This window comes from Streptococcus suis, from assembly GCF_902702775.1.
Classification (GTDB): domain Bacteria; phylum Bacillota; class Bacilli; order Lactobacillales; family Streptococcaceae; genus Streptococcus; species Streptococcus hashimotonensis.
Map to the genome: position 1 here is coordinate 2,175,319 of NZ_LR738724.1, position 14,511 is coordinate 2,189,829.

11 protein-coding genes, 3 tRNA genes, 1 pseudogene and 1 other annotated feature are annotated in these 14,511 nt (G+C 36.8%); of the genes and pseudogenes, 7 read left to right on the top strand and 8 right to left on the bottom strand.

Translation table 11 applies throughout. From position 1 onward, the window contains the following. Positions 1-186: 186 nt before the first annotated feature. Positions 187-1,212 carry a tryptophan--tRNA ligase gene (gene trpS / locus GPW69_RS10550; RefSeq protein ID WP_024391640.1) on the bottom strand — a complete coding sequence of 342 codons (1,026 nt, stop codon included), beginning with the start codon at positions 1,210-1,212 and terminating at the stop codon, positions 187-189. A gap of 46 nt (positions 1,213-1,258) precedes the next feature. Next, positions 1,259-1,465: a binding site (T-box leader), on the bottom strand. 93 nt (positions 1,466-1,558) lie between these two features. Here trpS and GPW69_RS10555 point away from each other — a divergent pair. The 3 genes from GPW69_RS10555 (at position 1,559) to GPW69_RS10565 (ending at position 6,734) form a co-directional block, all read left to right on the top strand. Next, the gene (locus GPW69_RS10555; protein WP_024391641.1) at positions 1,559-2,431 is read left to right on the top strand and encodes a YitT family protein; all 873 of its coding nucleotides are present in this window, start codon (positions 1,559-1,561) and stop codon (positions 2,429-2,431) included. A gap of 64 nt (positions 2,432-2,495) precedes the next feature. Next, complete coding sequence (locus GPW69_RS10560) at positions 2,496-4,118, top strand: ABC-F family ATP-binding cassette domain-containing protein (RefSeq protein ID WP_074391307.1); 1,623 nt, start codon at positions 2,496-2,498, stop codon at positions 4,116-4,118. 36 nt (positions 4,119-4,154) lie between these two features. Beyond that, a complete protein-coding gene (locus tag GPW69_RS10565; RefSeq protein ID WP_074391308.1) occupies positions 4,155-6,734 on the top strand; it encodes a YfhO family protein in 2,580 nt (859 codons plus the stop codon). 414 nt (positions 6,735-7,148) lie between these two features. On the opposite strand, the gene GPW69_RS10835 is transcribed toward GPW69_RS10565, so the two are convergent. The 3 genes and pseudogenes from GPW69_RS10835 to GPW69_RS10575 all read right to left on the bottom strand — a co-directional run bounded on the left by GPW69_RS10835 (position 7,149) and on the right by GPW69_RS10575 (position 9,692). Continuing rightward, positions 7,149-7,769: an LPXTG cell wall anchor domain-containing protein gene (locus tag GPW69_RS10835; RefSeq protein ID WP_269472432.1), complete on the bottom strand. Its 621-nt coding sequence runs from the start codon at positions 7,767-7,769 to the stop codon at positions 7,149-7,151. A 63-nt stretch (positions 7,770-7,832) separates the two neighbouring features. Continuing rightward, positions 7,833-8,429 (bottom strand): annotated as a pseudogene (locus GPW69_RS10840) (SEC10/PgrA surface exclusion domain-containing protein); the annotation flags it as partial. Between the two features lie 12 nt (positions 8,430-8,441). Beyond that, positions 8,442-9,692, bottom strand: coding sequence for a hypothetical protein (locus GPW69_RS10575; RefSeq protein WP_074391310.1), 1,251 nt, complete (start codon positions 9,690-9,692; stop codon positions 8,442-8,444). A gap of 149 nt (positions 9,693-9,841) precedes the next feature. Here GPW69_RS10575 and GPW69_RS10580 point away from each other — a divergent pair, with 149 nt between their 5' ends. Then, entirely contained in the window at positions 9,842-10,174 is a 333-nt protein-coding gene (locus GPW69_RS10580) for a helix-turn-helix domain-containing protein (RefSeq protein WP_024378806.1), read from the top strand. A gap of 418 nt (positions 10,175-10,592) precedes the next feature. Here GPW69_RS10580 and GPW69_RS10585 read toward each other — a convergent pair. Both GPW69_RS10585 and GPW69_RS10590 read right to left on the bottom strand, forming a co-directional pair. Beyond that, positions 10,593-10,665, bottom strand: a tRNA-Asn gene (locus GPW69_RS10585). A gap of 5 nt (positions 10,666-10,670) precedes the next feature. Then, positions 10,671-10,742: transfer RNA gene (locus GPW69_RS10590), tRNA-Glu, on the bottom strand. Positions 10,743-10,854: 112 nt separating this feature from the next. On the opposite strand from GPW69_RS10590, the gene GPW69_RS10595 reads away from it, so the two are divergent. After that, positions 10,855-10,928: transfer RNA gene (locus tag GPW69_RS10595), tRNA-Arg, on the top strand. Here GPW69_RS10595 and GPW69_RS10600 read toward each other — a convergent pair. Together GPW69_RS10600 and rlmH are read right to left on the bottom strand one after the other, a co-directional pair. Continuing rightward, a complete protein-coding gene (locus GPW69_RS10600) occupies positions 10,926-11,609 on the bottom strand; it encodes a YoaK family protein (protein ID WP_053867304.1) in 684 nt (227 codons plus the stop codon). The two genes, GPW69_RS10595 and GPW69_RS10600, sit on opposite strands and share 3 nt — an antisense overlap. Positions 11,610-11,633: 24 nt before the next feature. Then, the gene (gene rlmH / locus GPW69_RS10605; protein WP_004194528.1) at positions 11,634-12,113 is read right to left on the bottom strand and encodes a 23S rRNA (pseudouridine(1915)-N(3))-methyltransferase RlmH; all 480 of its coding nucleotides are present in this window, start codon (positions 12,111-12,113) and stop codon (positions 11,634-11,636) included. Between the two features lie 173 nt (positions 12,114-12,286). On the opposite strand from rlmH, the gene GPW69_RS10610 reads away from it, so the two are divergent. Further along, a complete protein-coding gene (locus GPW69_RS10610; protein ID WP_074391311.1) occupies positions 12,287-13,483 on the top strand; it encodes a S1C family serine protease in 1,197 nt (398 codons plus the stop codon). A gap of 60 nt (positions 13,484-13,543) precedes the next feature. Then, positions 13,544-14,308 carry a ParB/RepB/Spo0J family partition protein gene (locus GPW69_RS10615; protein ID WP_074391312.1) on the top strand — a complete coding sequence of 255 codons (765 nt, stop codon included), beginning with the start codon at positions 13,544-13,546 and terminating at the stop codon, positions 14,306-14,308. Positions 14,309-14,511: the final 203 nt, after the last annotated feature.

Here is a 14,511-nt window from a genome sequence, read left to right on the forward strand (position 1 = left end):
TATTTTAATTATGATAACATTTTGAAATCATTTGTCAATCATTATTCGCTTTAATATTGTCAATCCTAAAAATTCAGAAAATTCTATTCAGTTTTATCTATAAAAATCGAACGTTTGTTTTTTGCTGTGTCGTAAAACAAATGAAAAAAGCAACATTTTTTCAACATTGCTCTTTTATTGTTAACCTTATTTAAAATAGTTAATTCCCATAGCTGACTTCACTTGATCAAGAGTTGTCGCAGCAACTTGGCGAGCTTTTTGGCTACCTGCTTCCAACATTGCATAGACCTGTCCCATATCCTGTGCAAACTCCAGACGGCGTTCACGGATTGGTCCTAATTCTCTCTCTAAAATGTCCAGCAAATAGCGTTTAGTCTTCACATCGCCCAAACCACCACGTTGATAGTGCTCCTTCATAGCCTCAATCTCAGCCTTATCTTCTTCGCGCCCAAAAACGTCAAGATAGTGGAAAACCATGTTTCCTTCAATCTTACCTGGATCTTCAACACGGATGTGGTTGGGATCAGTGTACATGGACATGACTTTCTTTTTGAGTGTATCCATGTCATCTGCCAGATAAATACCATTTCCAAGTGACTTAGACATCTTGGCATTGCCGTCCAAACCTGGCAAGCGACCGGCTGCCTCATTTTCAGGATAAATGCCTTCTGGCTCTACCAAAACATCAGTTTGGTAAGCATGATTAAAACTACGAACAAGTTCACGAGTCTGCTCAATCATAGGTTTCTGGTCATTTCCAACAGGGACAAAATTTGCCTTGAAAGCTGTGATGTCCGCCGCTTGTGATACAGGATAAACCAAAAAGCCAGCTGGAATTCCTTCGCCAAAACCTTTTTGAGCAATTTCTGTTTTAACTGTTGGGTTACGCTCTAAACGCGCAACAGATACCAAGTTCATGTAGTACATGGTTAACTCTGCCAATTCAGGGATTTGACTCTGAATGAAAATCGTTGTCTTAGCTGGATCAAGTCCTGCCGCTAGATAATCTAGCGCTACGTTTCCAACGGATTCAACAATCTTTTCCGGTTCCTTTGCATGGTCTGTCAAAGCCTGTTGATCAGCTAAAAAGACAAAAAGTTCATGTTGACCTGCATCCTGTAATAAAACACGATTTTTCAACGAACCAACATAATGTCCAATATGTAATTTGCCTGTTGGACGGTCTCCTGTTAGGATAATCGGTTTACTCATAAATTATTCTCCTTTTACATAATAAAAGCCCACGCACAGAAAACTGTGCGAGGGCGTCAAGGACACGGTGCCACCTCACTTATAAGCATTAAATAAGCTTATATCTTTTCGCACATAAGGCCTGCTAGCCGAATCCTTATTTGTTCAGATTCTATTCACTCAGTCCATTCATAAGCGACTCTTGTTTGTTTCCACCAACCACAAACTCTCTAAAAATTATCCACTTACTACTCTTCTGATTGATTCCTATTATAACCGCAAAAAATTAGAAAGTCAAGGTCAGTAAAGCCTTGACGCTACCAAGAGAATGATGGATAATAGTATAGAATTATTTTTTGTGGAGCTTATTATGCAACGATTTAAAGAGTTTTTTCTAGTTACCATTGGTACCTTTATCATGGCTGTTGGCTTTAACAGCCTCTTTTTAGCGAACAACATCGCTTCCGGGGGTATAAGTGGTCTGGCTATTAGTATTAACAAATTATTTGAAATAAATCCAGCCACCTTTGTATTTATCGTTAACATTCCCCTACTTATTGCATGTTACGTTTTTCTAGGTAGAACAACCTTTTTGAAGACCGTATATGGTTCTAATATTTACCCATTTTTTCTTAAACTCACAGACTCACTTCCAACACTTACTAAAGATCCGCTATTAGCAGCACTATTTGGTGGTATTATTGTTGGAATTGGAATTGGTCTTGTTTTTCTTGGAAATTCTTCAACTGGCGGTACTGGAATTATTACTCAATTACTCAATAAATTAACCCCGATTCCTATTGGGATTTTAATGGGTATAATTGATGGAATAATCGTTATTATAGGTTTTATTGCTTTTGATCCTGATTCTGTAATGTACTCCATCCTCGCACTGATGACCATCACTTATATTGTCAACTTGATGATGTCCGGTGCTGATTCCTCTCGAAATGTAATGATTATATCGAGATATCATGAAGAAATAAAAGAATACATTACAACAGTTGTTGATCGAGGTGTTACTGAATTTCCTGTTGTTGGTGGGTTTACAGGTAAAGAACAACGAATGCTGATGACAACCGTTTCACGTCCAGAAATTCAAAAACTTGAAACAAATATTCTTGCAATCGACGATACTGCATTTCTAATTGTCATGCCAGCAACTCAAGTTAAAGGACGTGGATTCAGTCTTCAAAAAGACCACAAACAGTATAATGAAGATATTTTGATTCCAATGTAATTCATTGAAAATTCAAGTTCTTTCTAGTACAATAAAACTAATAGACAGAAAAATAGGAGAAACTATGCTTACAGTATCAGATGTGTCGCTACGTTTCAGCGATCGTAAATTATTCGATGATGTTAACATTAAGTTTACAGCAGGAAATACCTATGGATTGATTGGTGCTAATGGTGCCGGAAAATCTACTTTTTTAAAAATCTTAGCAGGAGATATCGAACCAACAACTGGCCATATTTCCCTTGGTTCTGACGAACGACTTTCTGTCCTTCGTCAGAACCATTTCGACTACGAAGATGAACGTGTGATTGACGTCGTTATCATGGGAAATGACCAACTTTACAGCATCATGAAAGAGAAAGATGCCATCTATATGAAGGAAGACTTTTCTGATGAAGATGGTGTCCGAGCTGCCGAGTTAGAAGGTGAATTTGCTGAACTTGGTGGATGGGAAGCTGAGAGCGAAGCTTCACAGTTACTCCAAAACCTCAACATCTCAGAAGACCTTCACTACCAAAATATGAGCGAATTGACAAATGGTGAAAAGGTCAAAGTTCTCTTAGCCAAGGCGCTTTTTGGTAAACCCGATGTTCTTCTTTTGGACGAGCCAACCAACGGTTTAGACATCCAATCCATCAACTGGTTGGAAGACTTCCTCATTGATTTTGAAAATACCGTCATTGTTGTTTCCCATGACCGTCACTTCTTAAATAAAGTATGTACACATATGGCTGATCTTGACTTCGGTAAAATCAAGATTTTCGTTGGTAACTACGACTTCTGGAAACAATCTAGTGAATTAGCAGCTAAACTACAAGCTGACCGTAATGCCAAAGCAGAAGAAAAAATCAAGGAATTACAAGAATTCGTTGCTCGTTTCTCTGCTAATGCCTCTAAGTCTAAGCAAGCTACTTCACGTAAGAAGATGTTGGATAAAATCGAGTTGGAGGAAATTATTCCTTCTAGCCGTAAGTATCCATTTATCAACTTCAAATCAGAACGTGAAATCGGTAATGACCTCTTAACAGTTGAAAACTTAAAAGTTGTCATCGATGGTGAAACGATTCTTGACAATATCAGCTTTATCCTGCGTCCAGGTGACAAGACTGCTCTTATTGGTCAAAACGACATCCAAACAACTGCTCTCATTCGTGCTCTTATGGGTGATATTGAATATGAAGGTACTGTCAAGTGGGGTGTCACTACTAGTCAATCCTACTTACCAAAAGACAATACTCGTGACTTCGATACAAACGAATCTATCCTTGATTGGCTCCGTCAATTTGCCAGCAAGGAAGAAGATGACAATACCTTCTTGCGCGGTTTCTTGGGACGTATGCTCTTCTCGGGTGATGAGGTTAACAAACCTGTAAACGTCTTGTCAGGGGGCGAAAAAGTGCGCGTGATGTTGTCAAAACTCATGCTCCTCAAGTCAAATGTCTTGGTCTTAGACGATCCAACCAACCACTTGGACTTGGAATCAATTTCCAGTCTAAACGATGGTTTGAAAGCTTTTAAAGAGTCCATCATCTTTGCCAGCCACGACCACGAATTTATTCAAACTTTAGCAAACCATATCATCGTCATTTCTAAAAACGGTGTTATCGATCGAATCGACGAAACTTATGATGAATTTTTGGAAAATGCTGAAGTACAGGCTAAAGTACAAGAACTTTGGAAAGCATAATAAAAAGGCGATTTATTCGCCTTTTCTTTTAAATCTATGAAAAAAATATTTACAAAAACATCCATTTATTATCTCTTCTCTTTCCTTATTCCGCTGACTATTATTTCTATCGTCTTAGCATTTCAAGGAATCTGGTGGGGAAGTGATACAACAATATTGGCCAGTGATGGCTTCCATCAGTATGTTATTTTTAATCAAACATTACGAAATACTTTACACGGAGACGGCTCTTTATTTTACACATTTTCAAGTGGTTTAGGACTCAATTTTTATGCTCTATCCTCCTATTACCTAGGTTCATTCCTGTCTCCAATTGTCTTTTTCTTTGATTTACAATCCATTCCTGACGCTATCTATCTTGTCACTATTGTCAAATTTGGATTGACTGGGTTGTCAACTTATGTCAGCCTAAAGGGTATCCATAAAAATTTGAAAGAAGAATGGGCACTATTACTCGCTATTAGTTTTTCTCTGATGAGTTTTAGTACAAGTCAATTAGAAATAAACAACTGGCTAGACGTTTTTATACTCCTCCCACTAATTCTTCTTGGATTACATCGATTATTAAAAAAACAGGGTCCGATTCTCTACTACATAACATTAACATGCTTGTTTATCCAAAACTATTACTTCGGGTATATGGTGGCTATTTTTCTAACATTATGGACATTGGTTCAATTATCATGGATAGATAGTCAGAGAATCAAAAGATTTATCAACTTTACAATAGTGTCAATTTTATCTGCTCTAAGTAGCATGTTCATGTTGTTACCAACCTACTTGGATTTAAAAACTCACGGTGAGACATTTACAAAAATTGTCAACCTAAAAACCGAAGACTCTTGGTATCTGGACTTCTTTGCAAAAAACTTAGTTGGTAGCTTTGATACAACAAAATTCGGTTCTATTCCCATGATCTCTGTTGGTCTCGTTCCACTAATACTCGCTTTATTATTCTTTACATTAAAAGAAATAAAACCAACTGTCAAACTCTCCTATTCTCTATTCTTTACATTCATTATTTCAAGTTTCTACCTACAACCACTCAATCTTTTTTGGCAAGGTATGCATGCGCCAAATATGTTCCTCTATCGTTATGCATGGGCTCTATCAATAACCGTTATCTATTTAGCAGCAGAGACATTGGTACGACTACGTCAAGTAAGTATTAAAAATTTTACTCTGATTGTTTCATTTTTACTCATTTGCTTTGCTTCTACCTTTATTTTTAGAGATCATTATGAGTTTCTAATGGATGTAAATTTCCTACTCACACTAGAATTTCTAATAGCCTACTTCATTCTTTTTGTAGCAATGATTCGCTATAAATCATCCTTAAAATGGACTAATATTGTTTTATTGTTCTTCACTTTCTTAGAACTTGGATTACATAGTCATTATCAGGTTCAGGGGATTTCTGATGAATGGCATTTCCCTAGCCGATCAAACTATGAAGAAAAATTGACAGATATTGACAGTATTGTAAAGTCTACAAAGACTACAACTGATTCATTTTATCGTATAGAACGTCTATTACCACAAACTGGCAATGATAGCATGAAATTCAATTACAACGGTATTTCTCAATTCTCCTCCATTCGAAATCGTGCTTCCAGCTCAGTACTAGATAAGCTCGGTTTCCGTTCAGACGGTACCAATTTGAATCTTCGTTATCAGAATAATACAATTATTGCTGATAGCCTATTCGGAATCAAATATAATTTAGCTACTACGGACCCAAATAAGTTTGGTTTCACACTGAATCAGAGTCAGTCTACTATTAATCTTTACGAAAATAGTTTTAATCTAGGGTTAGCACTATTGACTGAAGGGATTTACAGAGATGTCAATTTTACAAATCTGACTCTCGATAATCAAACAAATTTTCTTAATCAACTAACCGGGCTATCTCAAAAATACTACCACACTTTATCAGATGTTGTTTCACAAAATACAGTTGAACTGAACAATCGAATGACTGTCAACAAAGTTGACAATGAGGATGCTGCAAAGGCAACTTTCTTAGTAAATATACCTGCAAATAGCCAGGTATACTTAAATTTGCCAAATTTAACATTCTCAAATGAGAATCAAAAAAAGATTGTCATTACTGTCAATAATCAGTCAAGTGAGTTTACACTAGATAATGCTTTCTCTTTCTTCAATGTGGGGAGCTTTACTACAGATGTACAAGTTCAAGTCGATGTATATTTTCCTGAAAATAATCAAGTTTCTTTTGATAAACCACAATTTTATCGATTGGACTTATTAGCTTTCCAACAGGCTATTTCCATTCTCCAAGAAAAACAAGTAGTAACAAAAACTGATGGTAATAAAGTAACCGTTGATTTTGTAACCGATAAAGAAGCCTCGCTCCTCCTTACTTTACCCTATGATAAAGGATGGAATGCAACCATTGATGGTAAACCTATCAAAATCCAAAAAGCGCAAGAGGGTTTTATGAAAGTGGATGTAAGTCCAGGTCAAACTAAACTAGTTTTAACCTTTATACCAAATGGTTTCTATCTAGGTTTACTGATTTCTTTTGGTGCAGTTTTTGTATTTTTCTCCTATCAATTCATTAGATACTATTATTCTAAGAACCGAGAATCCTAAACTTTCTCGGTTTTTTCTTGTAAAAAACAAAAAACCTTGATTTCTCAAGGTCTCCTATGCTTTATCTACTCCGCCAACAGATAATTGTACGTTAAAATAAGTTAAAATAGATAACAAAAATAGCGATAATCAAGGGTTTGTCACTTATCTATGGAGTAATGAAAAGAAGGAATTTGACCAAATTTTGACCACATGAAATTTTATAAAATATTTATGTATTTCCTAAATTATGCAGAATTTTTATAATAATACAGTCTGACCAAGTTTTGACAAAGAAGTATTTCGGAGTAACTAAAAAATTTAAAATTCTATTAACATTCCTAAAAATTGTTAGAATAGCGTAGTCTTTCTGAAATTTTTAGGAATCCAAAAAATCTTCCTACAATATGTAAGAAGATTTTTTAGTTATCTTAATTAAATTGTTCTTTTATTTCTTTTTTTACTTAAACCAGCCAAGCCAAGTAGACCGATTCCGATATACAACATGATATTTTCAGTTTCTCCTGTAACAGGTAACGTGTTGTACTCAACTGCAACCTTAGCAGGCTCAGTTTGAGGTGCAACTACAGGAGCTGGAACAGGAACAGAGCTGGCAACCTGAGTAGTTGTAAGAGGAACAGTAACCACAGGAGTATCAACCTTAGTGTCAACCTTGCCGTCAACCTTGCCGTCAACCTTAGCGTCAACCTTATCTAGCAATTCTTTTGGAATTTCAAGAGCTGGTAACTCATGGTAAGCAGGCTCACCTTTAGAAGTGATTGGGAGAAGTGACCTCAAGTAAGTAAGATTTGCCTCAGCTCGACCTAAAGCAACCTTCAAGTTAGCCAAACGAGTTTCAGCAACCTCCAAGTCAGCCTTAGCTTGAGCCAACAATGTACCTGCATTGCGTACATTGTTCAACTTAGCTTTCAACTCATCACGTACTTTGACCGCTTCAGCGTAGGTAGAGCGTGCTTTGTCCAAGATACCCTGAGCTGTAGCCAGCTTACCTTGAAAATGTGCAAGTGTAACCTTCTCAGAGTCCAAACGAGCCACAGCCTGAGCCTGAGTAACCTCAGCGTTCTCAAGTGTCTTTTGAGCTGTCGCCAAAGTTTGTTTAGCTTCTACTTCTTTTGCTTTCAAGTTATTGTAAGTAGCTTGAACCTCAACCAGTTTTTGACGGCTTGCATTCAAGCGAGCTGTTGCCTCCGCAAGAGTACGTTCAGCATCTGCAAGGTTAGAGGTGCCTGATTTCAAACGGTCAAGTTCAGCTTTAGCAGAGTTGTAAGCAAACTGTGCATTTTGCAACTCAAACTCAACAGCAGTAACTTTTTGACTCGCAGTACCTTGTTGAGCCAAAGCTGTGTTGTAAGCTGTTTTAGCATTTGCTAGGGCTGTTGCACGTGTGTCAGTTGCAGATGATGGGGCTGTGCGAACGTTTGTGTCTTGGAGTTTTGCCATCTCCACACCTTCAGTGAAAATGAAGTGAATCTTACGTGAACTGTACGGGTCACCTACAAACTTAGTTACACCTACAGTAGTGTAATCTAAATTAGCCCTCATCATCCAACTTGCGTGTCCCCAACGAGCATGGTCGTCAACGTATAACATCAACATAGCTTGACTAAAGATATCACGCTTGAGCGTAGCCATAGTTTCTACACCTTCATTACCTCCTGCGTAGCCAATATTATCAATAATAGTACGTACACCGAATTCTTTAGCTACCTAACGTTGAGTCGTAAGGTCATGTCCCATTAGGCGAGTATTAGTTCGAGAGTCAAGAACAGATGCCATTTCAACCATCTTATCTGAAGTTTTAAACTCAGATACCCCAAAAGCTTCACGAACAGGCTTCACGACAGCTAGGAAGTAATCATTTAACTCACTACGCTGAGCATCTGTCAAATTACCAATCTCAACTCGACGAGAGTTGTCGTAGTCTGAGTACTTCAAAATCCAGTCAGTATCTTGAAACTTAACAAGTTGACCGTCAAGAACGTTCATAGAGGTTACACCGACTTGCTTGTAAGCCTCAGCACCCAACTCTTTCAAGCGATTTGAAAGCTCTGTACTGCGACTACCGCCTGCAATATACGCTTTAAGAGTGTTTAAATACTCGGCAGAAATAGGAATAGTCAACTGAGTTTCTTCGCCTGTAGCTTGAGCAGTCAAAGCATCCAAGGTAGACTTAGTTTCAGTGACTTTATTTGTTGCAGTAACCAACTCAGACTTAGCTGTGGCAAGAGCTTGAGATTTAGTATCTACAGTAGACTTAGCCTCAGCAACGATACCCTCTTGAGTAGCAAGAGCTTGAGCTTTGTCTTGCTCGGCAACCTTAATAGTATCAACCTGAGCAGTTGCAACCTCAACGGCTTTCTCATCAGCTACAACAGTAGCTTGAGCTTGAGTAAGTGTTTCGTCAATGTTTTTCAAACCGTCAACATTAGCTTGAGCATCAGTTACAGCTTTCTCTGCATTCACAACAGTCGTATTTGCAACCTCAACTGCCTTTTCAGCCTCGGAAACGATACCCTCTTGAGTAGCCACAACCTCTTGAGCTGGAGTAACTGACTGTTCGGCAGTAGCCACATTAGTTTCTGCTTGAACAACTGTTTCTTCAGCCTTAACTGTAGCTGTTTCCAATTCAGCAACGACCTCTGGCGCCACAGCAGACAAATCTTCCACCTGAGTAGAAACCTGAGCAACGACATCTTCTTGAACTGTCACTTGGTTTGTAAGCTCAGTAACCTGAACTTGAGCCGTGTCAACATCAGCTTGAGTTACCTCAACAGGTTGAGCAACATCTTCTGAAACTACAACAGACTCAGTAGTCGTAGCAACTTCTTGAGTAGCAACCTCTTCAGCCGAAACTGCTGAACCAAAAATAACCGAGGTAGCAAGCGTTGAAACCACTGCACCTGTGCGAAGTTTACGGATAGAACCGTAGGACTTCATTGTATTATCAAATTTCTTCATAAAACCTCCATATGCAATAAACTAATCTTTTAAGGTTATTTTACCACATTTTTTAGTCTCTAACAACTAAAATAGATGATTAAAAACCTTTTAAGAAGTTTCTTCTTTACTATAAACCTTGTAAGATAATTATTAACGAGGTATTCAAGATGGAAAATGCGAGTTTGAGACAATATATTGGTAAGAGAATACGCCATTTACGACTAGAAAAAGGTTGGACACAAGACGAATTAGAAGAAAAAGCCGACCTTGGAATGAATTACGCTTATAAGATAGAACAACTAGCCACAAATATTAAAATTGATACGTTTGAAAGAATTTTAGAGGCTCTTGAAACAGATATTGAACACTTTTTTGATATCAGCATCAAGGAAAATAGCCCTGAACTCTCACAATTATTAGATTCACTATCAGAACTGCCAAAAGATAAACAGGAAAAAAGTATAAAAGCTTTTCAAAGTTTATTGGAACAGATGAAGTAATATAGTAAAAAGCATGATACACAATAATTATTGTTAGTACCATGCTTTTTTATTTATCAAAAATAATAAAATAAAGCTACCTACATCAGTATTTTACTTGCTGAAGGAATCGATATTTGGACACTTTCAAAAATCGTAGGTCATAAGGACACAAAGCAGATTATAGAAACTTACTCTCATCTTATTAAGGAAAAAGAGGAGGAAGAAACTGAAAAAATTAGGAAAATCATGTCATCTACCAATTGACCAAGTTTTGACCAAATTTCCCTTTTGTATGATTATTCATGCCAATTTTTCACTATTTTTTCATTCTTATCCAAGATGCAATAGAAGTTGAAATATTTGTAAGTTCATTGACCAAGTTTTGACCAAAACAGCAAAAAACCTTGATTTCTCAAGGTTTCCTATGCTTTATCTACTCCGCCAACAGGGCTCGAACCTGTGACATCATGATTAACAGTCATGCGCTCTACCAACTGAGCTATGGCGGAAGAAATAGTCCGTACGGGATTCGAACCCGTGTTACCGCCGTGAAAAGGCGGTGTCTTAACCCCTTGACCAACGGACCATTTTTAGAACAATAACTAGTATAATACATGTGACTTTGTTTGTCAATACATTTTTTTGATTTTTTATTGTATTGACAGAGTGCTTTGTTTAATGTAAAATAAAATGGTTAAGGTTCCATAGCTCAGCTGGATAGAGCATTCGCCTTCTAAGCGAACGGTCGCAGGTTCGAATCCTGCTGGAATCATTTAGACCTACCTCGAGTAGGTCTTTTTTCTTGCCATAATTCATAATTAATATATAAAACTGGCAAAATTAGACCGATAAGGGCATATTCTTCAAATTGGAAGGATAGGTGAGTAGATATAATGACACCTAGCATAAACCCTATAATGGTCAATAAGATGTTTCTACCTGTTTTTCTAAGTTCTGAATCTTTTTCAATAACTCCTTTAAACCAGAGATAAGCAGCATTTTTGACATTCCCTGTCATCATCACATTGGCATACGGAGCACCTCGTAACCTTCTAAATGTTTCTACTTGAATAGAGGCTACGAAGGCTAGGCTAGCAATTGTAAAAGACGCAGGCATAATAGGTGAGAAAATGATAGTTAGTAAAATAAGAACTAACATCATTACACTACTACCAAAGTGCCAAGACCATGTTTGTTTTTCAAAATACCTTCTTGCTAAGTAGGTAAAAAATTGTCCGAATACAAAAAATAAAATGGGAATGGAAAAATTAACTACCTGCGCAAAGTCACCTTTAGCTAAAAAATAAGCTAGGGAAATAACATTTCCAGATTGTACACCAGCAAAGCGACCACCCTGAGTCACAAAAGTAAAGGCATTTAAATAACCACTGATAAACGTTAATGAACAAGCAATTCTCAATCCCTCAAAAACACGATAATCTTTTTGATTCATTTTCACTCCTTGTTTCACGTGAAACTACTTATGATATGGGCTTCCCTGCTGAATCATAAATGCACGATAAATCTGCTCGATGAGAACTAATTTCATTAGTTGATGGGGAAGTGTCAACTGTCCAAAACTCATCAACAAATTAGCTCTTTTTTTAATACAAGAATCGAGACCCAAACTACCACCGATGATAAAAGTTATATCTGAATACCCATTTACTGCAATATCAGATAGCTTTTGACTAAATTCTTCCGATGGAAATTGTTTCCCTTCTATCGCTAAGGCAATGACAAAATCTCGCTCTCCAATTTTAGACATAATTCTATCGGCTTCTTTTTTTAATATTTGTTCATTCTCTGCCTGACTGGCTTTATCTGGTGTTTTTTCATCAGGAAGCTCAATCATATCCAACTTAGTAAATCGTCCCAATCGTTTACTATATTCTGCAATACCTTCTTTGAGGTACTTTTCTTTCAATTTTCCAACGGTAATCAATTTTATTTTCATAAAATAATTGTAACATATCCACAAACATACGACAGAAAATATTTTTAGAAAATCATGATATGGCTACAGTTTTTCACATAATTCACAGAGTTATCCACAGGTTGTGGATTGATTTTTGAAAACTTTAAGCTATAATTAAGAAAGCAAGAGTAATCTTAAGGAAAATTAAAGAAATGGAAAGGATTCCTTATATGAAAAAATATTTGAAATTTGCGATTCTATTTGTAATTGGATTTTTTGGGGGTCTTATCGGGGCCTTATCAGCCTCATTCTTCCAACCACAGGTTCAACAAGCAAATTCTGCTATCACTAGTGTCAGCAATGTTCAATATAATAATGAAACTTCCACCACAAAAGCTGTAGAGAAAGTACAAAATGCTGTTGTGTCTGTTATTAATTACCAAAAGTCAGCCAACAATAGTCTTGGTGCTATCATTGGAAATATTGAATCATCTGACGAACTAGCTGTTGCTGGAGAGGGGTCTGGAGTTATCTATAAAAAAGATGGTCAATATGCCTATATTGTGACAAATACGCATGTTATTAATAACGCAGAAAAGATTGATATTCTTTTAGCATCTGGAGAAAAAATCAGCGGTGAACTCGTTGGTTCCGATACCTATTCTGATATAGCTGTTATAAAAATATCAGCAGATAAAGTCACTACTGTTGCTGAATTTGCTGATTCCGATACAATCAAAGTTGGAGAAACTACTATCGCAATTGGTAGTCCTCTAGGTAGTGTCTACGCCAATACAGTTACTCAAGGTATTATTTCCAGCCTAAGTCGGACAGTTACTTCACAATCAGAAGACGGACAAACAATCTCAACCAACGCTATTCAAACTGATACAGCTATCAACCCTGGAAACTCTGGAGGACCATTGATTAATATCCAAGGACAAGTGATAGGCATTACCTCTAGCAAAATTACCTCAAGTTCTGCAAATAGCTCAGGCGTGGCTGTAGAAGGGTTGGGATTTGCTATTCCTGCAAATGATGCCGTAGCTATTATCAATCAGCTTGAAAAAACTGGACAAGTTAGCCGACCTGCTCTTGGAGTTCATATGGTTAACTTGACGACCTTGTCAACTAGTCAATTAGAAAAAGCTGGATTATCAAATACGGAATTAACATCCGGTGTCGTAATTGTCTCTACACAAAGTGGACTACCTGCAGATGGAAAATTAGAAACTTTTGATGTCATTACTGAGATTGACGGAGAAGCTATTCAAAATAAGAGTGATCTCCAGAGCGCTCTCTACAAACATCAAATTGGTGACACAATCACTGTAACTTATTACCGCAATAATCAGAAACAAACTGTTGACATTAAGTTGACACATTCTACAGAAGAACTTAGCGAATAATTGACAAATGAGACTTTACACAATTGTAAAGTCTCGTTTTTTTTGCTAGAATAAGGATATATGGAAGAATTACGTACACTAAATATTTCAGAAATCCATCCCAATCCCTATCAGCCAAGAATTCATTTTGATAAAAAGGAGCTACTTGAGCTCGCTCAATCTATTAAGGAAAATGGCTTAATTCAACCGATTATTGTAAGAAAATCTTCTATTATCGGATATGAATTATTAGCTGGAGAAAGAAGGTTGCGAGCCAGTCAATTAGCTGGACTGACTACAATACCAGCAGTGGTAAAAGAACTGACTGATGATGATTTACTCTATCAGGCTATCATAGAGAATCTGCAGCGTTCTAACTTAAATCCGATAGAAGAAGCAGCCTCTTATCAAAAATTGATTAGTAGAGGGTTAACACATGATGAAGTTGCTCAAATCATGGGAAAATCAAGACCATATATCAGTAATTTATTGCGCCTACTAAATCTATCATCTCAGACTAAACAAGCTGTAGAAGAAGGAAAAATTTCACAAGGGCACGCGCGACAATTGGTATCATTTTCAGAAGAAAAGCAATCCGAATGGGTTCAACTCATTTTATCAAAAGATTTAAGTGTGCGTACGCTTGAAAAATTAATAGCTGCAAATAAGAAAAAACACACTAAGCTTAAACAACGCGACCAATTTTTAAAAGAACAGGAAGATTCACTCAGTAAAACTCTTGGAACAGCTACAAAAATTCTCAAGAAGAAAAACGGGAGCGGAGAAATTCGAATTAGCTTTAATGACCTCGATGAATTCGAAAGAATTATCAACAATTTAAAATAGACTTGTTTACAATTTATTTTTATAAACACTCTTTTCCACACTAAAATCATTACAAAAAGTCAGGACCAGCAAAGGTTCTGACTTTTATTCACATCTTGTGGAAAACTTTTTCTTAACAGTGTGGATTTTTAAAATTATCTGTGGAAAACTTTTATTTTTTATGGTACACTATTCTAACGAATATAATGTGAAAGGGGGAAAAT

Bases quoted from the DNA above. Each gene is read 5' to 3' on its own strand.
- GPW69_RS10580 (WP_024378806.1), top strand. From the start codon at position 9,842: ATGGAAAATGCGAGTTTGAGACAATATATTGGTAAGAGAATACGCCAT.
- GPW69_RS10610 (WP_074391311.1), top strand. From the start codon at position 12,287: ATGGAAAGGATTCCTTATATGAAAAAATATTTGAAATTTGCGATTCTA.
- GPW69_RS10565 (WP_074391308.1), top strand. From the start codon at position 4,155: ATGAAAAAAATATTTACAAAAACATCCATTTATTATCTCTTCTCTTTC.
- rlmH (WP_004194528.1), bottom strand. From the start codon at position 12,113: ATGAAAATAAAATTGATTACCGTTGGAAAATTGAAAGAAAAGTACCTC.
- GPW69_RS10575 (WP_074391310.1), bottom strand. From the start codon at position 9,692: ATGAAGAAATTTGATAATACAATGAAGTCCTACGGTTCTATCCGTAAA.
- GPW69_RS10615 (WP_074391312.1), top strand. From the start codon at position 13,544: ATGGAAGAATTACGTACACTAAATATTTCAGAAATCCATCCCAATCCC.
- GPW69_RS10600 (WP_053867304.1), bottom strand. From the start codon at position 11,609: ATGAATCAAAAAGATTATCGTGTTTTTGAGGGATTGAGAATTGCTTGT.
- GPW69_RS10560 (WP_074391307.1), top strand. From the start codon at position 2,496: ATGCTTACAGTATCAGATGTGTCGCTACGTTTCAGCGATCGTAAATTA.
- trpS (WP_024391640.1), bottom strand. From the start codon at position 1,212: ATGAGTAAACCGATTATCCTAACAGGAGACCGTCCAACAGGCAAATTA.